Annotated in this window: 16 protein-coding genes and 1 tRNA gene; 11 read left to right on the forward strand and 6 right to left on the reverse strand. The window is 60.1% G+C overall.

Going from position 1 to position 22,250, the window contains the following annotated elements; genetic code table 11:
- Nucleotides 1-29: 29 nt before the first annotated feature.
- From QZ460_RS09745 to QZ460_RS09755, 3 genes are all read right to left on the reverse strand, one after another.
- A tRNA-Gly gene (locus QZ460_RS09745) sits at nt 30-102 on the reverse strand.
- 157 nt (nt 103-259) lie between these two features.
- Entirely contained in the window at nt 260-1,531 is a 1,272-nt protein-coding gene (locus QZ460_RS09750) for a pyridoxal phosphate-dependent aminotransferase family protein (protein WP_290541390.1), read from the reverse strand.
- A 182-nt stretch (nt 1,532-1,713) separates the two neighbouring features.
- Complete coding sequence (locus QZ460_RS09755) at nt 1,714-2,868, reverse strand: dicarboxylate/amino acid:cation symporter (RefSeq protein ID WP_290541391.1); 1,155 nt, start codon at nt 2,866-2,868, stop codon at nt 1,714-1,716.
- A gap of 68 nt (nt 2,869-2,936) precedes the next feature.
- Here QZ460_RS09755 and QZ460_RS09760 point away from each other — a divergent pair, with 68 nt between their 5' ends.
- Both QZ460_RS09760 and QZ460_RS09765 read left to right on the forward strand, forming a co-directional pair.
- On the forward strand, nt 2,937-3,710 hold the full coding sequence (locus QZ460_RS09760) for a radical SAM protein (protein WP_290541392.1): 774 nt from the start codon (nt 2,937-2,939) through the stop codon (nt 3,708-3,710).
- Nucleotides 3,711-3,722: 12 nt separating this feature from the next.
- Nucleotides 3,723-4,484, forward strand: coding sequence for a YaaA family protein (locus tag QZ460_RS09765; RefSeq protein WP_290541393.1), 762 nt, complete (start codon nt 3,723-3,725; stop codon nt 4,482-4,484).
- A 123-nt stretch (nt 4,485-4,607) separates the two neighbouring features.
- On the opposite strand, the gene dxs is transcribed toward QZ460_RS09765, so the two are convergent.
- The gene (dxs, locus tag QZ460_RS09770; protein WP_290541394.1) at nt 4,608-6,488 is read right to left on the reverse strand and encodes a 1-deoxy-D-xylulose-5-phosphate synthase; all 1,881 of its coding nucleotides are present in this window, start codon (nt 6,486-6,488) and stop codon (nt 4,608-4,610) included.
- Between the two features lie 170 nt (nt 6,489-6,658).
- On the opposite strand from dxs, the gene pyrH reads away from it, so the two are divergent.
- From pyrH to QZ460_RS09790, 4 genes are all read left to right on the forward strand, one after another.
- On the forward strand, nt 6,659-7,366 hold the full coding sequence (gene pyrH, locus QZ460_RS09775; RefSeq protein ID WP_290541395.1) for a UMP kinase: 708 nt from the start codon (nt 6,659-6,661) through the stop codon (nt 7,364-7,366).
- Nucleotides 7,367-7,370: 4 nt separating this feature from the next.
- Nucleotides 7,371-7,946, forward strand: a complete 576-nt coding sequence (locus QZ460_RS09780) for a TlpA disulfide reductase family protein (RefSeq protein WP_290541396.1) — start codon at nt 7,371-7,373, stop codon at nt 7,944-7,946.
- Nucleotides 7,947-7,959: 13 nt separating this feature from the next.
- Nucleotides 7,960-8,517 carry a ribosome recycling factor gene (gene frr, locus QZ460_RS09785; protein ID WP_290541397.1) on the forward strand — a complete coding sequence of 186 codons (558 nt, stop codon included), beginning with the start codon at nt 7,960-7,962 and terminating at the stop codon, nt 8,515-8,517.
- Between the two features lie 220 nt (nt 8,518-8,737).
- A complete protein-coding gene (locus QZ460_RS09790) occupies nt 8,738-9,346 on the forward strand; it encodes a DUF3575 domain-containing protein (protein WP_290541409.1) in 609 nt (202 codons plus the stop codon).
- Between the two features lie 303 nt (nt 9,347-9,649).
- Here the strand turns inward: QZ460_RS09790 and pckA are convergent, their stop codons facing one another.
- Both pckA and QZ460_RS09800 read right to left on the reverse strand, forming a co-directional pair.
- The gene (gene pckA / locus QZ460_RS09795) at nt 9,650-11,257 is read right to left on the reverse strand and encodes a phosphoenolpyruvate carboxykinase (ATP) (RefSeq protein WP_290541398.1); all 1,608 of its coding nucleotides are present in this window, start codon (nt 11,255-11,257) and stop codon (nt 9,650-9,652) included.
- A gap of 121 nt (nt 11,258-11,378) precedes the next feature.
- The gene (locus QZ460_RS09800; RefSeq protein ID WP_290541399.1) at nt 11,379-11,666 is read right to left on the reverse strand and encodes a hypothetical protein; all 288 of its coding nucleotides are present in this window, start codon (nt 11,664-11,666) and stop codon (nt 11,379-11,381) included.
- Between QZ460_RS09800 and hemW the strand changes: the two genes are divergently transcribed.
- From hemW to QZ460_RS09825, 5 genes are all read left to right on the forward strand, one after another.
- Nucleotides 11,665-12,777 carry a radical SAM family heme chaperone HemW gene (gene hemW / locus QZ460_RS09805; RefSeq protein ID WP_290541400.1) on the forward strand — a complete coding sequence of 371 codons (1,113 nt, stop codon included), beginning with the start codon at nt 11,665-11,667 and terminating at the stop codon, nt 12,775-12,777. The two genes, QZ460_RS09800 and hemW, sit on opposite strands and share 2 nt — an antisense overlap.
- Nucleotides 12,778-12,931: 154 nt before the next feature.
- On the forward strand, nt 12,932-17,179 hold the full coding sequence (gene glgP / locus QZ460_RS09810) for an alpha-glucan family phosphorylase (RefSeq protein WP_290541401.1): 4,248 nt from the start codon (nt 12,932-12,934) through the stop codon (nt 17,177-17,179).
- Between the two features lie 105 nt (nt 17,180-17,284).
- Nucleotides 17,285-19,360, forward strand: a complete 2,076-nt coding sequence (locus QZ460_RS09815) for a glycogen debranching enzyme N-terminal domain-containing protein (protein ID WP_290541402.1) — start codon at nt 17,285-17,287, stop codon at nt 19,358-19,360.
- Between the two features lie 170 nt (nt 19,361-19,530).
- Nucleotides 19,531-20,850: a glycosyltransferase family 4 protein gene (locus QZ460_RS09820; RefSeq protein ID WP_366935013.1), complete on the forward strand. Its 1,320-nt coding sequence runs from the start codon at nt 19,531-19,533 to the stop codon at nt 20,848-20,850.
- Between the two features lie 8 nt (nt 20,851-20,858).
- On the forward strand, nt 20,859-22,076 hold the full coding sequence (locus QZ460_RS09825; protein WP_290541403.1) for a glycoside hydrolase family 57 protein: 1,218 nt from the start codon (nt 20,859-20,861) through the stop codon (nt 22,074-22,076).
- Nucleotides 22,077-22,250 lie beyond the last annotated feature (174 nt).

Consider the following 22,250-nt stretch of genomic DNA (forward strand, 5'->3'; position numbering starts at 1 on the left):
AATCCTTTGATTATCACTCGCCTTCGAAGAGCGGAAAACGGGACTCGGACCCGCGACCTCAACCTTGGCAAGGTTGCGCTCTACCAACTGAGCTATTTCCGCAAAATATTTTTCTCCGTTCCGGGAAAGCAGCGTTTCCTGTGTTTCGGGACTGCAAATATAAAATGAAAAATTTATTCTGCAAAATTTTTCGGGTACTTTTGTCCAAACAAAATGTCCCCGGCCTTGCGGTCGGGGACATTCGTATCGAAAATAGCTTTTAGCGGATCATGAAGCCCTCGTCGGCACGCGCCGGAATGGGCATCGAAGCATAGACTCCGGTCTCGAGTTTCTCGCGAACGGATTTGAAAGCCTCGATCGTGACCTCCACATCCTCGAGGGTGTGCACCGCCGTCGGGATGATACGCAGGATGATTTCGCCCTTCGGGATCACGGGGTAAACCACCATCGAGCAGAAAATGCCGTGGTTCTCGCGCAGGTCCACGACCAGGTTCGTGGCCTCGGGGATACCGCCCTTCAGGAAGACGGGCGTCACCGGCGAATTGGTCACTCCAATTTCGAAACCGTTCTCTTTCAGACGGCTTTGGAGCGCGCGGACGATCTCCCAGAGCTTCTCCTGGAATTCGGGGTGGTTGCGGATCAGCTCCAGGCGCTTCAGCGCACCGATCACCATCGGCATCGGGAGCGACTTGGCGTAGAGCTGCGAACGCATGTTGTAGCGCAGCAGGTTGATCAGCCAGCGGGGACCGCTCACGAAAGCTCCGATTCCGGCCATCGACTTGGCAAAGGTGTTGAAGAGCACGTCCACGCCGTCGACAACACCGAAATGTGCCGCCGTGCCGCGACCGCCCGGGCCCATCGTACCGAAGCCGTGAGCATCGTCGACCAGCAAACGGAACTGGAAATCCTTCTTCAAAGCCACGATCTCGTCGAGCTTGCCCAGGTCACCCTTCATGCCGAACACACCCTCGGTGATCACCAGCACACCGCCGTTCTGCTCCTCGGCCAGATCCGTAGCATGCTGCAGCTGCAGGCGCAGCGACTCCATGTCGTTATGACCGAAAACAAAGCGCTTGCCCTTGTGGAGCCGGAGTCCGTCGATGATGCAGGCGTGAGCCTCGGCATCGTAGACGACCACGTCGCGGGGAGTCAGCAGGCAGTCGATGATCGAGATCATACCCTGGTAACCGAAGTTGAGCAGGAAAGCATCCTCCTTGCCGACAAACGCGGCCAGTTCACGTTCCAGACGCTCGTGGTAAACGGTCTGTCCGCTCATCATGCGGGCACCCATCGGTGCCGCCATGCCGAACTGGGCGGCACCCTCGGCATCGGCCTTGCGCACCTCGGGATGGTTGGCCAGTCCGAGGTAGTTGTTCAGGCTCCAGTTGAGCATCTTCTTGCCCCGGAAAACCATGTGGGGACCGATGTCGCCTTCGAGTTTGGGGAAGGCATAATAACCGTGGGCGTACGACATGTACTGACCGATCGGTCCGCCCGCATTTTTCTCGAGGCGTGCAAAAATATCAACCATATTTGTCTTGTAATTATGAGTTTGTGTCTCTTTTTTCCGTTTCGAACGCACAAAAGTATACATAAAACGGAATTGGCATTCAAAAGTAGCCGTTTTTTATTCCACAAGGATACGCATTTATACTTATTTCGGCCCCGAATAAAGGAAAAGGGCCGCCGACGGCGGCCCGAAAGCGGAGTTTTTCAACGCCGCCGGTCGACGGCATCGACGATCACCGCCACGGCGCCGTCGCCCGTCACGTTGGTCGCCGTTCCGAAACTGTCCATGGCGATATAGGTGGCGATCATCAGTGCCGCGAGGGTCTCATCGAACCCCAGCATCGACTCCAGCAGCCCCAGTGCCGCCATGATGGCCCCGCCCGGTACTCCCGGAGCCGCCACCATCGTCACGGCCAGCAGCAGGATGAACCCCGCGAAGGTCGATGCCGGGATCTCCAGCCCGGCGAGCATTGACACGGCCAGCGCACAGGCCGTAATCTTCATCATCGAACCCGAGAGGTGGATCGTGGCGCACAGCGGCACGACGAACGACGCCAGTTCGGGACGCACGCCCAGCTTCACGGTCTGGGCCAGAGTCACGGGGATCGTCGCCACGGACGACTGCGTCCCGAGGGCCGTGACATAGGCCGTCAGCATCGTGCGGAGCATCTTCAGCGGGTTTTTACGCGCCACAAGCCCCGCGATGGAGAACTGCACGAGAAGCAGCACGACCGTCATGCAGAAGATCACCGCAATCAGCCGCACGAAGACATCCAGCACCCCGGCCACCTGCCCCGACCGGGCCATCGACAGAAAGATGCCGAAGATGTAGCAGGGCAGCAGCGGGATGATGACGCGCAGAATCACCAGTTCGATGATCCGCTTGAAGTCGTCCATCGCCCCCTTGAGCGTCACCGAGCGGATATAGGCCATGCCCAATCCCAGCACGAAGGCGAGGACCAGGGCCGACATCACCCCCATCACGGGCGGCATTTCGACCGTGAAATAGGGGGTAAGGGCCGCCCCCTCCTCGGGCAGCACGGCCGAGGAGGCTTCGAGCAGCGCGGGGAAGAGAAGCCGCCCCGTCAGATAGGTCCCGAATCCCGAAAAAAGCGTGAAGGCATAGGCCAGTGCGGCGGTCAGGGCCAGCAGACGACCGGCATTCCGGCCCAGATCGGCGATGCCCGGAGCCACCAGACCGAGGATCAGCAGCGGAATGGTAAATCCCAGAAACTGTCCGAAGACAGCATTGAACGTCAGCGCAATGCGTGTCGCCCAGTCGGGGAGGAAGAACCCGCAGGCGATACCCAGTGCAATGGCCAGCACGACGCGCGGCAAAAGTCCGAACTTGAATTTCATAAAAAGGTATTTTGGTAAATTTAGGAATTAATTTTGAATTCCTGATTCTTAATGCTTAATTTCGCATCATGACATCGCTATTCCACGACATTATCTTCGGCCCGGTGCATTCACGGCGGCTGGGCCTTTCGCTGGGAGTCAACCTGCTCCCGCTCGCCTCGAAACTCTGCTCGTTCGACTGCATCTACTGCGAATGCGGCTGGAATGCCGAGCACCCCGGAGGACGACGCTTCAACGACCGTGAGGAGGTCCGCACGCAGCTCGAAGCGACCATACGCCGCATGGTGGCCGACGACACGCCGCCCGACGTGATCACCTTCGCCGGCAACGGAGAACCGACCATGCATCCCGATTTCGAAGCCATCATCGGCGACACGATCGCCCTGCGCGACGCGTTGTGCCCCACGGCCAAGGTCTCGGTTCTCTCCAACGCCACGCAGATCCACCGCGACAGCGTGCGCCGCGCCCTGCTGCGCGTGGACAACAACATCCTCAAGCTCGACTCGGCGTTCGATGCGACGGTGCGGCGCATGAACAACCCGCAGAGCGCATCCTATTCGGTGCGGGGCATCGTCGAAGAGATGAAACGCTTCGAGGGGCACATGATCCTGCAAACGATGTTCCTGCGCGGGGAGTGCGACGGACAGCCCGTCGACAACACCTCCGAAGCGGAAATATCGGCCTGGCTCGAACTCGTCGCCGAAATCCGCCCGCGGCAGGTGATGGTCTACTCGCTCGACCGCGACACCCCCTGCCCGACACTCGAAAAAGTCACTAAAGAGGAACTGCAGGCCATCGCCGCGCGTGTCGAAGCGCTCGGCATCCCCTGCTCCGTAGCCTAACGTCCGGACACCATGCAACTACTCCTCTCCTGCGCCAAGACGATGACGGAGCGCAGTTCCGTCCCGACGCCCGGCACGACCCGGCCCGCCTACCGCGCCGAGGCCGCCAGTCTGGCCGCCAGTCTGGCGACGCTCTCGACCGACGAACTAGCCCGGATGCTGCGCGTCAACCCCCGCATCGCCGCCGAAAACCGCCTGCGCTACGGCCGCTTCCACGGCGACGACGATGCGGCGATTCCGGCCCTTGCGGCCTATACGGGGATCGTGTTCAAACGCATCGACCCGGCGAGTTTCTCCGACGCCGATTTCGAATACGCCCAGCAGCATCTCAACATCACCTCGTTCCTCTACGGGCTGCTCCGCCCGCTGGATGCCATCCGCACCTACCGGCTCGAAGGCGACGCCATACTGCCCGGCCACGGCGACGAAACGATGTTTTCCTACTGGCAGAGCCGGCTGACCGACGACCTGCTGGGGCGCATCCACGCCGACGACGGCATCCTGGTCAACCTGGCGAGCGGGGAGATGAAGCGGCTCTTCGACTGGAAACGCCTCTGCCGCGAAGCACGGGTCATCACGCCCGAATTCCGCATCCGCGAAGGCGACCGGCTGAAAACCGTCGTGGTCTATACGAAAATGTGCCGCGGAGAGATGACGCGGCACATCCTGAAAAACCGCATCGCCGATCCCGCGACGCTCCAATCGTTCGAATGGGAAGGATTCCGCCTCGACCCGCTCCTCTCGAAGGGCGACGACTGGGTGTTCGTTCTCTGACCTGCACCCTTACGCCAAAAGGGGCGGAATAACCGCCCCTTTGGATGTGCAGGCAACGGCTTCCCGGTCGTTTCGGGAGGTCATCCTGCAGAATTTGTGCCGGAAAAATGCGCTGCGGAAAATTTACGTGCGGGGATCGAGCAGGGTGCGCAGAATGCCCTCCTCGTCGTAGCCGCAAAGGGCATACAGTTGCCCGGGGGTGCCGTGATCGACCCACTGGTCGCCGATGCCGAGCCGCTGCACCCGCACGTCGTAGCCGTGGCCGTTGAAGAACGCCGCGATGGCCTCGCCGACGCCTCCGCGCAGCGAACCGTCCTCGACCGTGACCACACGCCGGAATTTACGACCCACCTCGTCCAGCAGCGCTTCATCCAGCGGCTTGACAAACCGCAGGTCGTAGTGCGCGGCACTCACGCCCGACGCGGCAGCCCGCACGGCCGCCCGTGCGGCGGCATTGCCGACGGTCCCCACGGTCAACAGCGCCACATCCGTGCCTTCGCGCAGAAGGCGCCCACGCCCGACGGGCAGCGTCTCGAATGCCGCACCGCGCCACGCCAGTCCCTCGCCGTTGCCCCGCGGATAGCGGATCATAAAGGGATGTCCCGAGCCGAGGGCCGTGTACATCATGTTGCGCAGTTCGGGTTCGTTCATCGGCGCGGCGATCGTCAGCCCCGGCACGGTGCCGAAAGCGGCCATGTCGAAGAGCCCGTGGTGCGTCACCCCGTCCTCGCCAACCAGACCGCCCCGGTCGAGACACAGCACCACCGGAAGATCCTGAATCGCAACGTCGTGGATCACATTGTCGTAGGCCCGCTGCATGAAGCTCGAATAAATGTTGCAGAAGGGGATCATGCCCGCGGCGGCCAGTCCGGCCGAGAAGGTCACGGCATGTCCCTCGGCGATCCCCACGTCGAAACAGCGGTCGGGCATCTCGCGCATCAGAATGTTCATCGAACAGCCCGACGGCATGGCGGGTGTGATGCCCACGACGCGCTCGTCGCGGCGCGCCAGCTCCAGCAGGGTTTCACCGAACACGTCCTGATAACGCGCCGCGCCGCCCGGAGCCGAAATCCGCTCCCCCGTGTCGGGATTGAACCGCCCCGGAGCATGCCAGACGGGCTGGTCGTGCTCGGCCGGCAGGTAACCCTTGCCCTTCACCGTCATCACGTGAAGCAGCTTGGGCCCCTCGATGTCGTGCAATGCCCGGAGCGTCCGCACCAACTCCTTGAGGTTGTGTCCGTCCACCGGACCGAAATAACGGAAATTGAGACTTTCGAAAAAATTGCTCTTGTTCAGCAGACCCTGCTTCACGGCGTTGCCCGCCTTCTGGCAAAGCCGCAACAGCCGCGGCGTATGCGACATCAGCCCCCAGAGCCATTGCTTGAAGCGGTTGTAGTGCACCGACGTCGCGATTTTCAGCAGGTAGTTTTTCAGGGCCCCCGTGGCCTGGTCGATGGCCATGTTGTTGTCGTTGAGAATCACCAGCAGGTTGGTGCTCTTCGAGGCCCCGGCGTTGTTCAGACCCTCAAAAGCGAGGCCGCCGGTCATCGAGCCGTCGCCGATCACGGCCACGACCTGACGCTTCTCGCCCCGCAGCTCGGCCGCCTTGGCCATGCCGAACGCCGCGGAGATCGACACCGAAGCGTGCCCGCCCCCGAAAGCATCGTATTCGCTCTCGGACATGCGCGGGAAACCGCTGATCCCGTTCAGCTTGCGTTTGGTCCGGAAGGCCTCGCGGCGCCCCGTGATGATCTTGTGGGCATAGGTCTGGTGACCGACGTCCCAGACGATCTTGTCCTCCGGGGTGTCGAAGACATAATGCAGGGCTGCAGCCAACTCCACGGCCCCGAGGCTCGACGCCAAGTGCCCCGGATTGACCGCGCACTCGTCGATGATGTACCGCCTCAGTTCGTCGCAGTAGGCAGCCAGCTCCTCGGGCCGGAGTTGTTTCAACTCCTGCGGTGAGGAAATCGTATCGAGCAGTTTATATTCTTTCAACGACATAAGGATTGCAAAGATAGAAAAAAGAACAGACGACTCCAAAACCGGATTGCGCGCGGCCCGGCAAACGCACCGGCCGGTAAAAGTGCCGTTACGACACCAAAGATAAGGAATATATATGAATTTTCAGGAAAAAATACCTATCTTCGCACTACGATAAAATACGACCCACGATGAAATACAAGCGAATACTCCTGAAATTGAGCGGCGAATCGCTGCAGGGCGAACAGAAATACGGACTCTCCCCCGAGACGTTGCAATCCTATGCCGAACAGATCAAGGCGGCCGCGGAGACCGGCGTCCAGATCGGCATCGTCATCGGCGGCGGCAACATCTTCCGCGGCCTCACGGGCGCCAAAAAGGGCTTCGACCGCGTGAAGGGCGACCAGATGGGCATGCTCGCCACGATCATCAACTCGTTGGCGCTCCAGTCGGCACTCGAAGACAACGGCGTGCGGTGCAAGGTACTCACCTCGATCCGCATGGAGCCCATCGGCGAATACTACTCCAAGGCCCGGGCCATCGAATACCTCGAGGCGGGGCATGTGGTGATCATCGGGGGCGGAACGTCGAACCCCTACTTCACGACCGACTCGGCGTCGGCGCTGCGCGGCATCGAGATCGAGGCCGACGTGATGCTGAAGGGTACCCGCGTGGACGGCGTCTACACGGCCGACCCGGAGAAGGACCCCACGGCAACGAAATTCGATGAAATATCGTTCGAGGAGGTCCTCGACCGCCGGCTGAAGGTCATGGACCTCACGGCCTTCACGCTCTGCCGCGAAAACGAGCTCCCCATCATCGTCTTCGACATGGACACCGCAGGCAACCTCGGCAAGGTCCTTGCCGGGGAGAAGATCGGAACGCTGGTAAAACTGTAAGACTATGGCAACCAAGAAAAGCAACAAATCGCTGTGGGTGATGCTGGCGCTGATCGCCGTCATCATCGCCGCCATCCTGCTGCTGCCCTCGTGCGGCAACCGCAACACCAGAAACGAGGCCGAAACGGACGCCGAAGCGACTACGCTCGTAAAGGTCGGAGACACGGCCCCGGACTTCACGGTCGAGATGGTCGACGGCAGTTCCGTGACGCTCGGCGACCTGAAGGGCAAAGTCGTGCTGCTCAACTTCTGGGCCACGTGGTGCCCGCCCTGCCGGCAGGAGCTGACCCGTGTGCAGACGGACATCATCGACCGCTTTGCCGGCAGGGAATTCGTCTTCTTGCCCGTATCGCGCGGCGAGAAACGCGAAGCCGTGGAGGCATTCCGCGAAAAGAAGGGATACACCTTCCCGATGGGTCTCGACCCCGCACGCGCCGTCTACGACCGCTACGCCTCGAACTACATCCCGCGGAACTTCGTGATCGACCGCAAGGGCAAGGTCGTGCTGGCCACGGTCGGCTACGACGATCATGAATTCGAGGAGCTGATCCGCACCATTGAAAAAACACTCGAAAATTAAACCCCCAACATTTATGGATACCAAGACGATTCTCAACGAAGCTACGGGCCGCATGCAGAAGGCCATCGACCACCTCGAAGAGGAACTTTTGAACGTTCGCGCCGGCAAGGCGTCGCCCAACGTACTGAACGGCGTGATGGTCGACTATTTCGGTTCGCAGGTTCCCGTTTCGGGCGCTGCCAGCGTCACCGTACCCGACGCCAGGACCATCCTGATCCAGCCGTGGGACAAGAACATGCTGCGACCGATCGAGAAGGCCATCATCGACTCGAACATCGGGCTGACCCCCTCGAACAACGGCGAGCAGATCCGCCTGACGATTCCGCCCCTTACGGAGGAGCGCCGCAAGGAGTTGGTGAAGCAGGTGCGCAGCGAAGCGGAAACCGCCCGCATCAGCCTGCGCAACGCACGCCGCGACGCGGTGGAAGCCTTCAAGAAGGCCCAGAAGGAGGGCATGCCCGAAGACGAATCGAAGGACGGCGAAACACAGTCGCAGAAACTGCTCGAGAAGTTCTCCAAGACACTGGACGAAGCGCTTTCGAAGAAGGAGAAGGAGATCATGACGGTATAAGAGCGCCATACCGACTGTTCTGCAAGAGCCGGACTTCTCCTCAAGTCCGGCTCTTGTCATTTTCGGGAAGAAAACGCGCGACAGAGGTCGGATCAGGCCATACCGCACAAGAAGCAGCACAGGCGAAGTGCTGTCACCGGCAGGAATCCGGAACGGAATTAGCGCTTTCTCTACCTTTGTACCAACAACTTAAACACCCACAAGACATCAATTGAGCAAAATAAAATTCTGCACCCTTCTTCTCGTCTTTTTAACGAGTTCAAACGCCCTAGCGCAAGGCTATGTCAAACTCAACGGCCTCCTCGCACTGGTCGGCGTGGTGAATCCCGCCATTGAATTCGCCATCTCGCCCAAATCGACACTGCAAAGCGAGATCCTCGTCTCGCCATGGAAATCGATCAACGGCAACCACATGACCTTCGGCATATTCATGGGGGAATACCGCCGCTACTTCAAAGAACACAACCGGGGATGGTACCTCGGAGCCAACATTGGTATGATGGCCTTCGACATGTCAAAACCCTTCATCGACGGATGGACAATCAAATGTGAGAACCGTTACAGCAAAGGCTACGGCATGATGATCGGACTATGCGTGGGTTACGAACGCATGCTCGGCCAGAGATGGCTGCTCGACGCCTATCTGGGCTGGGCCTGGATGGACAGCCACTACAACGGATACTCGAAGAACGGAGAGATCGAAATGTATCCCCACCGCCCCATACAACCGAAGCATCCCGATCCCTTCAACGGTTCATCGGAGTGGTACCCCAATAAAATCGGCGTTTCATTCGGCTACCGTATCTTCACCCCAAAATCCATGCGCTGACCGCATAGCGCCGTTTATGGCCGGAGATTCATTGCACATCGCTCCCGCAATTCCCTTGCCCCACAGCTCCGGAGTCCGTCCGGTTGCGGCAACCCGCTCCGTCAGGCCCCTGCGCGCAATGCACATCTCCCGATCCATCCACACAATGGGTCTGAAACCGTAATGTGCGCCCCCTCCTGCCATTCCACCCCCCCGAAGACCGGCGGAGTCCATCCGCCTGACAGGCACTCCGCCACACACGACAAAAGAGGCCCCCGAACCGTTTGGTTCGAGGGCCTCCTGACTTCTCTATAATCGAAATGATTATTTCAATTTCGGGCCTGCGGCTACGAGTTTCTTGCCCTCCTCGTTGCCCGTGAACTTCACGAAGTTCTTCACGAAGCGGTTGGCCAGATCCTCTGCCTTAACCTCCCAATCCTTGGCGCTCTGGTAGGTGTCACGAGGATCGAGGATCGTGGGATCTACGCCCGGCAGAGCCGTCGGAACCACGAAATCGAAGATAGGCATGGTCTTGGTCGGAGCCTTGTCGATCGAACCGTCGAGGATGGCGTCGATGATGCCGCGCGTGTCCTTGATCGAGATACGCTTGCCGGTTCCGTTCCAACCCGTGTTCACGAGGTAGGCCTTGGCACCCGACTTCTGCATCTTCTTCACCAGTTCCTCACCGTACTTGGTGGGGTGCAGCGACAGGAAGGCTGCGCCGAAGCAGGCCGAGAAGGTCGGCGTAGGCTCGGTGATACCGCGCTCCGTACCTGCGAGCTTGGCAGTGAAACCGGAGAGGAAGTAGTACTTCGTCTGCTCGGGGGTCAGGATCGAAACCGGGGGCAGCACGCCGAATGCGTCGGCCGAAAGGAAGATGACCTTCTTGGCAGCCGGAGCCTTCGATACGGGCTTCACGATATTCTCGATGTGGAAGATCGGGTACGACACGCGGGTGTTCTCCGTAACCGACTTGTCGGCATAGTCGATATTGCCCTTCTTGTCCACCGTCACGTTCTCCAGCAGGGCGTTGCGGCGGATGGCATTCCAGATGTCAGGCTCGTTCTCCTTCGAGAGGTTGATCACCTTGGCGTAGCAGCCGCCCTCGAAGTTGAAGACGCCGTCGTCGTCCCAGCCGTGCTCGTCGTCACCGATGAGCTGACGCTTCGGGTCGGTCGAAAGCGTGGTCTTGCCGGTGCCCGACAGACCAAAGAAGATAGCGGTCTCGCCCTTCTCGTTGGTGTTGGCCGAGCAGTGCATCGAAGCCATGCCCTTCAGCGGAAGCAGGTAGTTCATGTAGGAGAACATACCCTTCTTCATCTCGCCGCCGTACCAGGTGTTGATGATCACCTGCATCTTCTCGGTGAGGTTGAAGACAACGGCCGTCTCCGAATTCAGACCCAGCTCCTTGTAGTTCTTCACCTTGGCCTTCGAAGCGTTGAGCACCACGAAGTCGGGCTCGCCGTACTTCTCCAGCTCCTCGTCCGTCGGACGGATGAACATGTTCTTCACGAAGTGAGCCTGCCAAGCAACCTCCATGATGAAACGGATCTTCAGACGCGAATTCTCGTTGGCACCGCAGAACGTGTCCACAACGAAGAGTTTCTTGCCCGAAAGCTCCTCAACGGCGATTTTCTTCAGCTCTTTCCAAGCCTTCTTCGTAACAGGCTTGTTGTCGTTCTTATATTCGTCGGAAGTCCACCAGATCGTATCCTTGGTGGTCTCGTCCATTACGAAGAACTTGTCCTTGGGCGAACGGCCGGTGTAAACGCCGGTCATCACGTTCACGGCGCCGGTCTCGGTCAGCTGACCCTTCTCATAGCCGCGCAGGCCCTTTTTCGTCTCCTCACGGAACAGTTCGTCGTAGGAGGGATTGTACACAACCTCGGTCACACCCGTGATTCCGTACTTTTTCAAATCCATTTTGTCCATAATCGTAATTATTTGATTAAAATCCTCTTTTTCAACCGAACGTTGCCGCCCGCAAAATCCGGACTTCAACGGCACAAAGGTAGAAAAACTTTCATAATTGTGAAAAAATTAACAGCCCAAATTACAAAAAATATTTATTATTTTTTCCCGATAACCCCACAGCCCCCGGCAGCGTCGCACGGCAGCGTCGAAAAGCCCTCCGCAAATCCTCGGACGGATCGTCCGGCAAAAAATCCGGTACTCTGGATGCACCCTGCCCCGCCGGGCGCATCGTGCTGAAAATGACCGGTTGCCGCCCCGACTTCACGGCCTGCACCGGCCCGGAACGGGGCCGCAGGGGAAAATATTCCCGTTCCGGATGCAATTCCGTTTTGCAGTCCCCCTTCTTTTTCGTATCTTTGGATAACATGGCCGGACTTTATTTCCACATACCCTTCTGCAAGCGCGTCTGCGCCTACTGCGATTTCTACAAAAGCGTCGATCTGCGCCGCATGGACCCGCTTCTGGAGGCCATGCACCGCGAGCTGGACGCCCGGCGGGAATATCTGGGCGGCGAAGCGGTGCGCACCCGCTACTTCGGCGGCGGCACCCCCTCGCTATGCACTCCGGAGGCCATAGCGGGACTGCTGGACCATGCCGCAACGCTGTTCGACTGCTCGGCCGTGGAGGAGACCACGCTCGAAGCCAATCCCGACGACCTCAGCCCCGCCTACCTCGCAGCGCTGCGCCGCGCGGGTGTCAACCGCCTGTCGATCGGCATCCAGTCGTTCGACGAGGCGTGTCTCAAGCTGATGAACCGCCGCCACAATGCGGCACAGGCCGTCGAGGCCGTGCGCAATGCCCGGCGCGAAGGTTATGAAAACATCACCGTCGATCTGATTTTCGGCGTCCCGGGTTTCGGGAACGACGCGCTGCGCCGCTCGCTCGACTGTGCCCTCGCACTGGGCGTGCAGCACATTTCGGCATACCATTTGACCATCGAGCCCGACACGGCCTTCGGGCGGCGGGCCGCCCGCGGGCTGTTCGCCCCGGTGGACGAAGCCGCCAGCGAAGCGGAATACGCCCTCGTACACGAAACGCTGACCGGGGCGGGATTCGAACACTATGAGGTTTCGAATTTCGCCCTGCCCGGCTTCCGCGCCCGCCACAACGCGGCTTACTGGCACGGCGTGAAGTACCTCGGCATCGGCCCCGCAGCCCATTCGTTCGACGGGCGGGAACGCCACTGGAATGTCTCTTCGGTGACGGAATACATCGACGGAGCCCCCGCCGAAGCGGAAACCCTCACCGACCGCGACCGCTTCAACGAATACGTGATGACCCGGCTGCGCACGGCCGAAGGCATCGACCTGCAGGAGGTGGAAAGGCTGTTCGGAGCGGAAAGTGCGGCACGGATGATGCGAGATGCGGCTCCGTGGCTGGAAAGCCGCACCCTCATACTCGCCGCAGGACGGATGGCCCTGCCGCCGGCGCGGATGCTGGTCTCCGACGCGGTGATCGAGGCGCTTTTCAAAACGTAACCAGACCGCGCAACCAAGTGGAACAGAAATATTAAGTTATTATTAAATATTTTTAAAATATACGATTTCGATTGTTTAATATAAATATAAGTATTACCTTTGCGGCCGAATTCCCGTTCGGTTCATCACGAAATTACAAATCAGCATTAAGTATATGAGCAATACCAAACACACACCCGATTTGCTGTTCGAAGTAAGTTGGGAAGTATGCAACAAGGTCGGCGGCATCCACACCGTCATCTCGACCAAAGCGCAGACCGTCACCCGCAAATTCGCAGACCGCTATGTCCTGCTGGGCCCCGACCTCTCGCACGAGGGCGTCAATCCCGAGTTCGAAGAGGACCCCTCCCTGTTGAAAGCCTGGCGACAGAGACTCTACAACAAGGGGATCCGCGTCCGCGCCGGCCGCTGGAAAATCAAGGGCGAACCAACGGTCGTGCTGGTCGACTTCTCGTCGCTGATCCCCCGCAAGGACGAAATACTCAAAAGCCTCTGGGAGTCGTACCACGTAGATTCGATCTCCGGCCAGTGGGACTACATCGAGCCGGTGCTGTTCGGATGGGCCGCAGGCGTGGTGATCGCCTCCTACGTCGAGACCTTCTGCACACCGACCGAGAAGGCAGCCGCACATTTCCACGAGTGGATGACCGCCGCGGGCGGCCTGTACCTGCGCAAACACGCTCCCTACATCGCCACAGTGTTCACCACCCACGCCACGGTCATGGGCCGCTGCATCGCCGGCAACCGCCTGCCGCTCTACAACGACCTCCCGAAGTTCAACGCCGACGAGCTGGCCCGTCAGTTCAACGTCACGGCCAAGCATTCGATCGAAAAGATGGCCGCCGCCTACCACGACGCATTCCTGACGGTGAGCGACATCACGGCCAACGAATGCAAATACCTGCTGGGGCGCGAACCGGACGGCGTGACGCCCAACGGCTTCGAGAACGACTTCGTATGGTCGGGCGACGAATATTACGCCAAGCGCGACGAAGCCCGCAAGGCGCTGATATCGGTGGCCGAAGCCTGCCTGGGCGAGAAATTCACGGGCGACCCGCTGATCGTCGGAACCAGCGGCCGCTACGAGTTCCGCAACAAGGGCATCGACGTCTTCATCGAGTCGCTCAAGCAGCTCGCCGCCTCAGACAAACTCCGCCGCGAGGTGCTGGCCTACATCACCGTGCCGGCCGGCAACCGCGGTCCGCGCGTCGACCTGCAGGCCCACTTGGCCGACCCGTCGCAGCCCATCGACGAAAGCCAGTACAAATATTCGACCCACTATCTGGAGAACGCAACGTGGGACCCGATCGTGAATGCACTAAAGGACAGCAACCTCACCGCTCCCGGATCGAAGGTAAAGGTGATCTTCGTCCCCACGTACCTCAACAAGGCCGACGGCATCTTCGGTAAGGATTACTACGAACTGCTCGTGGGTATGGACATCACGGTTTTCCCCTCCTACTACGAACCGTGGGGCTACACCCCGCTGGAGTCGGTGGCCTTCTCGATCCCGACGATCACCACGACGCTGGCCGGATTCGGCATCTGGGTCGACAAGCAGCGCGAGCACGCCGGCGTGGAGGTCATCCGCCGCGACGACTACAACGACAAGGAGGTCGAGGAGAAGATCGCCGACACGCTGCTGCGCTTCAGCCTGCTGGACGAGAAACACGTCAACGAGCAGCACACCTCAGCCTATGAAATCTCGCTGACGGCACTCTGGGAGCACCTCTTCGCGGCCTACGAGCAGGCCTACTCCGAGGCGATCGAGAGTTCGATCGTCCGCACCAACCGCGCCGTGCTCGACGGCGGCACGAAAAACGAGCAGATCAACTTCGTGCGCCAGCAGCTTTTCGTCGAAAAACCCGTCTGGAGCCGCATGATGGTCGACAAGACGCTGCCCAAGCGGCTGCATGCCCTCGAGGAGCTCTCGCGCAACCTCTGGTGGTGCTGGAACCCCGGGGCCCGCGACCTGTTCGAAAGCATCGACCCCGCACTGTGGGCCGAATCGGACCGCAACCCGATCGCCTTCCTCGACAAGATGAGCGTCGAGCGGATGAAGGAGCTCGAAAAGGACACGAACTTCCTCGCGCAACTCGACGCCGTGTACACGCAGTTCCGCGACTACATGAACGAGAAACCCGACCCGAAGGCCACGACGGTGTCCTACTTCTCGATGGAATACGGTCTGCATTCGTCGCTGAAGATCTACTCGGGCGGTCTGGGCATCCTGGCCGGTGACTACCTCAAGGAGGCTTCGGACAAGAACATTCCGATGGCCGCTGTGGGTCTTTTGTACCGCTACGGCTACTTCACCCAGCGTCTTTCGTCGCAGGGAGCGCAGGAGGCGACCTATGAGGCGCAGAATTTCTACAAACTGCCGATCTCGCCCGTGCGCGACGAGGCCGGAGGCTGGGTGACCGTCACCATCGCCTTCCCGGGCCGCACGCTCTCGGCACGCGTCTGGAAGTGCCAGGTGGGCCGCACGGACCTCTACCTGCTCGACGCCGACATCGAAAACAACCTCGAGGAGGACCGTCAGGTCACCCACTACCTCTACGGAGGCGACTGGGAGAACCGGCTCAAGCAGGAGATCCTGCTGGGCATCGGCGGTATCCGCGCGCTGCACCGTCTGGGCATCAAGCACGACGTGTTCCACTGCAACGAGGGCCACGCCGCATTCATCGGCATCGAGCGCATCCGCAACCTGGTGAACCACCGCAAGCTCTCGTTCTCCGAGGCGCTGGAGGTGGTGCGCAGTTCGTCGCTCTTCACGACGCACACCCCCGTGCCCGCAGGCCACGACGCATTCCCCGAGTCGATGATCCGCCAGTACATGTCGCACTATCCCGACGTGCTGGGCATCACTTGGGAGCAGTATATCAACCTGGGAAAGACCAACCCCAACGACCCCAACGAGAAGTTCTCGATGTCGGTGCTGGCCTGCAACCTCTCGCAGGAGGTCAACGGCGTTTCGTGGCTCCACGGCGAGGTCTCGAAGGATATTCTGGGCAACATGTGGCCGGGCTACTTCAAGAACGAACTCCACATCGGCTACGTCACCAACGGCGTGCACTTCCCGACGTGGATCGCCTCGTCGCTGCGCCGCCTCTATGCCCGTTACTTCGGCGACGGATTCGAAGGACACGTCTACGACATCCCGGCCTGGCAGAAGGTCCACAACATCCCCGACGGGGAGCTGTGGGAGGAGCGCATGAAGCTCAAGAACAAACTCATCAAGCACATCCGCCGGCGTTACAGCGACCCCAGACAGGTGCGTCTCGACTCGCCGCGCCAGATGCTGCAGGTCATCGAGGGCATCAAGCCCGACGTGCTGACCATCGGATTCGCACGCCGCTTCGCCACCTACAAGCGCGCCTATCTGCTGTTCACGAACCTCGACCGTCTGGCTGCGATCGTCAACAACAAGGAGCGCCCCGTGCAGTTCATCTTCGCGGGCAAGGCACACCCCAACGACAAACCGGGACAGGACTTGATCCGGCGCATCGTCGAGGTGGCCGCCATGCCGCAGTTCGTGGGCAAGATCCTCTTCCTGCAGAACTACGACATGGAACTCGCACGCCGCATGGTGCAGGGTGTCGACGTCTGGCTGAACACCCCCACGCGGCCGCTCGAAGCCTCGGGAACCTCGGGCGAGAAGTGTGTGATGAACGGCGTGCTGCAATTCTCCGTGCTCGACGGCTGGTGGGTCGAGGGCTACAAGGAAGGCGCCGGATGGATGCTTCCGATGGAGCGCACCTTCGCCGACCAGCACTTCCAGGACGAACTCGACGCCGAGATGATCTACAACACCATCGAGGAGCAGATCGCCCCCAGATACTACGCCCGCGACACGGACGGCATTCCGCACGAGTGGGTTGCATCGGTGAAGAAGTGCGTGGCCGACATCGCCTCGAACTTCACGACCAACCGCATGCTGACCGACTACGAAAACCGGTTCTACGACAAGCTCGCCGCGCGGACTCGCGAGATGAGCGCCGGAGCTTACCGCATGGCCCGCGAGATCGCGGCCTGGAAGCGCAAGGTCTCGGCCGCCTGGGACCAAGTGCGCATCGTCGACGTGCAGCGCGTGAAGATCGACAAGGAGGCCGTCTGCGTCGGCGAGAAGTACCAGTTCGCCGTGACGCTCGACATCGCCAACCTCCGGCCCGAGGATATCGGCGTGGAGATGGTCGTCGCGCGGCAGATCGTCAACGGACAGGCCATCAACGTCACCCGCACGATCCCGCTGGAGCGCACGAAAACCGACAAAAGCCTGGTCACCTACGCCCTCGACTACACTCCCGACGAAGCCGGCACGTTCGACGTGGCACTGCGCATCTTCCCCAGCAACCCGCTCCTGCCCCACCGCATGGACTTCGCACTGGTGAAATGGGCCTGATACCTCTATGAAAAAGGTATTAAAATTCAATAATTACCGATTATAAGTTGTAACTATTCGAAAATTTCAATATCTTTAAAGGACGAACCGTATTTTATTAGCGATATGTCAGCACTTACTTTCGACAAAAGCGAATTGGGCAATCTGGAGTACTCGCTCCAGCGCGAAATGCTCGCAACGGACCGTATCGGCGGCTACATGAGCACGACCATCGTCTGCTGCAACACCCGCCGTTACCACGGCCTGATGGTGGCCCCGATAGACGACAGCGACCGGACCTACGTCCTGCTGTCGGCGCTCGACGAAACGATCATCCAGCACGACCAGACGTTCAATCTGGCCCTGCACCGTTTCCAGGGGATCTACGAGCCGCGCGGCCACAAGTACATCACCGATTTCGAGTACACCCCGACTCCCACGATCACCTATCGCGTAGGAGGCGTGATCCTCAAGAAGGAGATGCTCTGGATCCACAAGCGCACGCAACTGATGATCCGCTACACGCTCGTCGACGCCCATTCGGAAACGCACCTCCGGTTGCGCCCGTTCCTCGCCTTCCGCGACAAGCATGCGCTGACGCATGCCAACATGGAGGCCGACGGACACTCCTACCCGGCCGTTAACGGTGTGAAATGCCGCCTCTACGGTTCGTTTCCATGGCTGTATCTCCAGACCAGCAAACCCGATGCAGAGTTCGTGCCCGCACCCGACTGGTACTACAATTTCGAATACCGCCAGGACATCGCCCGCGGCTACGACGGCTACGAGGACCTGATGACCACCGGCTATTTCGAGACCGAGCTCAAGAAGGGCGAGAGCATCATCTTCTCGGCGTCGCTCGACGAAATGGGTTCGACGAAAACCATCGAAGAGCTCTTCAGCGGCTCCATTGCGCGCCGCACGCACAAGATCGACTTCATCAGCTGCCTCGAACACTCGGCGCGGCAGTTTGTGATCCGCCGCCCGGGCAACCGGACGGAGGTGGTATCGGGCTATCCCTGGCACGGGGTTTCAGGCCGCCAGACCTTCGTCTCGCTGCCGGGCATCACCTTGGCGCAGAACCACAAGGAGGACTGCATCGACGCCCTCGATACGCAGGTGCGCGACTTGCGCGAGGGCATGTTCGCCGGAAATACGTCGGCTGCGGAGGCTGCGGACGCCCCGCTGTGGTTCTTCTGGACCCTTCAGCGGCTCGAAGCGCAGATCGGCGCGAAGAAGATCTGGAAACGCTACGGCGAGGCCATGAAGCAGGTGCTCGAATCCTACAAGAGGGGCATCGCGGGCCGTGTCGTGCTCCACGACAACGGGCTGGTGTGGGCCTCGTCGGAGGAGGTTCCCCTCACGTGGATGAACGCCGTGATCGACGGCCATGCCATCACGCCGCGCAACGGCTACCAGGTGGAGGTCAACGCCCTGTGGTACAATGCCGTCAGCTACGCCCTCCGGCTGGCCGGCGAGGCGGGCGACACAAAATTCGTGAAGGCGTGGGAGAAACTCCCCGAACGTACCGCAGCGTCGTTCAACGAACTCTTCCGCCTGCCCGAAGGCTACCTGGCCGACTATGTGGGCTGCGACGGCGCCAACAAGGATATCCGTCCGAACATGATCATCGCCTGCGGACTGCCCTGCAAGATGCTCGACGAGCAAACCCAGCTGGAGGTCATCCGCACGGTGCGGCAGCACCTCCTCACACCGAAGGGCCTGCGCACGCTCTCGCCCCGCAACCCCCTTTACAAGGGTTCGCAGGAGGGTACGCCCGCCGAACGCGACTTCGCGGGCAAGAACGGATCGGTATGGCCGTGGCTGCTGTCGTTCTACGTCAGGGCCTGCTTCGACATCGACGGCGACGCCTTTCTGCCGCAGGCCGAGGAGATTCTAGCCGGATTTGAGGAGGACATCCAGACCTACGGCATCGGTTCGATCGGCGAACTGTTCGACGCCGATCCCCCGTTCGCGCCGCGCGGAGCCATTTCGCAGGCGTGGAGCGTTGCTGCCGTGCTGGACATCTACGGCATGATCCTCGCACGCAAACCGGAGGAGCAGCCCGAGAAGGCGGAAAAGGCCTCGAAAAAAGCCTCTCCGAAGAGCGCGAAGGCCGACAAGCCCGCGGCAAAAGCTGCCGCAAGGAAACCCGCGGCCAAAAAGGCGACAGAGAAGAAAACGACGAAAAAAACAAAATAACGAATACGGCCCGGGCGCACAATGTGACAGAGAGTTGTGCCGGACAGCAAGACCTCACCCGAAGGGAGGGGTTCGAAGCGGGATCTGACTTACGGACACGGCCGAGCGCCGTGAAGGGTTGTGGAGAGGAAGCGCACAGGCGGCAAAATGAAATTACAAAAAGATAAGGTATGAGAGTTTTAATGTTCGGATGGGAGTTTCCGCCCCACATTGCAGGCGGGCTGGGAACGGCCTGTTACGGAATGACCCGCGGACTGGCACGCAACGGTGTAGACGTCACGTTCATCGTCCCGCATGCCTACGGCGACGAGGACCAGCGTTTCACGCACGTCGTGAATGCCAGCGAGGTGGAGGCCCTCTACGGGTCAACGGGCAGCGGCGCAGACGACATTCTGGAGAAGATGTCGTTCATCCACATCGACTCGAACATGGTCCCCTATATCTCCCCCGAGGAGTATGAATCCTACCACGAGCAGTATGTCAAGTCGGGGCAGAGGACTTGGTCGACGACCGACGCCTGGAAGCAGCGCTACACCTTCTCGGGCAAATACGGCGCCAACCTCATGGAGGAGGTGGCACGCTATGCCGTGGTCGCCGCGCAGGTGGCCAAGGACCACGAAGGAGAGTTCGACGTGATCCACGCCCACGATTGGCTGACCTATTACGCCGGGATTGCGGCCAAGCGCGTGTCGGGCAAGCCGCTGGTGGTGCACATGCACGCCACGGAGTACGACCGCTCGGGCGAGAACGTCAACACGCAGGTCTACGCCATCGAGCGGGCCGGCATGCACGCCGCCGACCGCGTGATCGCCGTTTCGAACCTCACGCGCAACATCGTCATCAAGCGTTACGGCGTTCCTGCCGCAAAGGTCGTCACGGTGCACAACGCCGTGCGGTTCGAACAGAACAGCGGCAAGGCCCCCGAACGGGGTGTCACCGACAAGATCGTGACCTTCCTGGGGCGCATCACCTACCAGAAGGGCCCCGACTACTTCGTCGAGGCGGCCGCCAAGGTCCTCAAGCGGATTCCCGACGTGCGGTTCGTGATGGCCGGCTCGGGCGACATGATGAACCACGTCATCCGCCGTGTGGCACGGCTCGGCATCGCCGACCGCTTCCACTTCACGGGATTCCTCCGTGGAGAGGACGTGCACAAGATGTTCCAGCTGTCGGACGTCTACGTGATGCCCTCCGTCTCGGAGCCTTTCGGCATCTCGCCGCTGGAGGCCATGCGTTCGAACGTCCCGGTGATCATCTCGAAGCAGAGCGGTGTGGCCGAAGTGCTGGACTATGCCGTGAAGGTGGACTATTGGGACGTAGATGCCCTCGCCGACGCCATCCACGGACTGATCAAATACCCCGCCCTGTCGGGCATGTTCGCCTCGAAGGGGCTCGAAGAGGTGACCAACCTCAAATGGAACGATGCCGCGGCGAAGATCAAATCGGTGTACGAAGCCGTGATCGAAGAGAATAAAAAACAATCAAAATAGCAACCCGCATGAAAACCGTCTGTCTTTATTTTCAGGTGCATCAGCCCTGGCGTCTGAAGAAATACCGCTTCTTCAACATGGGCAAGGACCACAACTACCTGGACGACCTGATGAACCGTTCGATCATGCAGAAGGTCGCCCGCCAGTGTTACCTGCCGATGAACGCCCTGCTGCTCAAGCTCATCAGGGAGAACAAGGGCAAGTTCCGCTGCTCGTTCTCGATCACAGGCATCGCCATCGAACAGTTCCGCGCCTTCGCCCCCGAAGTGCTCGACTCGTTCAAGGAACTTGCCGCAACGGGCTGCGTGGAGTTCCTCGCCGAGACCTACTCCCACTCGCTGGCCTCGCTGGCCTCGAAGGAGGATTTCGCCGAGCAGGTCAAACTGCACGTCAACCTCATCAAGAAGGAGTTCGGGGTGAAACCCACGGCCTTCCGCAACACGGAGCTGATCTATTCGGACGATATCGGCGCGGTGGTCGCCGGCATGGGCTTCCGCACGATGCTGGCCGAAGGTGCCAAGCACGTGCTGGGATGGAAATCGCCCAACTACGTCTACGCCAACGCCATCGACCAGAAACTGCGCCTGCTGCTGCGCAACTACAAGCTCTCGGACGACATCGCCTTCCGCTTCTCGAACAAAAACTGGGACCAGTGGCCCCTGACGGCCGACAAGTATGTGCAATGGCTCGCTTCGGAAGAGACCCCGGGCGAGGTCATCAACCTGTTCATGGACTACGAGACCTTCGGCGAGCACCAGAACGCCGATACGGGGATCTTCGAATTCATGCGCGCGCTGCCCAAGGCGATCCTCGCCAAGAAGAACGGCCTGGAGTTCGCCACGGTGACCGAAGCCGCGAAGAAACACCAGCCTGTCTCCGTGCTCCACTGTCCGCACGTGATGTCGTGGGCCGACGAGGAGCGCGACGTGACGGCATGGCTGGGCAACGAGCTCCAGAACGAAGCCTTTGCGAAACTCTACGCCCAAAAGGAGAAGGTCGCAGCGCTGAAGAGCCCCGATTTCGATTATGTCTGGAGTTTCATGCAGACCTCCGACCATTTCTACTACATGGCCACCAAGTGGCTGTCGGACGGCGACGTACACTCGTACTTCAACCCCTACGATTCGGCCTACGACGCCTTTATCAACTACATGAACGTCCTCTCGGACTTCATCATCGAGCTGGACAAGGCCGTAGCTGCCAAGGCGGCGAAAAAACAGGCCTGACGGCAAACAGACAACCGGAAAACGGGCTTCTCGGAAGCCCGTTTTTTTCAGGATTCAAAGCGTCACACGGCCCGTCCTGCAGATATCCGCCCCGGCAACACGACAAGCCGCAGCTGCCGCAACGCCGATAGAGTCGAAAAGAATGAAAGGGAAGGAAGATTCAAAACTGCCGCA

The sequence above is a fragment of the Alistipes sp. genome (assembly GCF_020026455.1).
Taxonomy (GTDB): Bacteria; Bacteroidota; Bacteroidia; order Bacteroidales; family Rikenellaceae; genus Alistipes.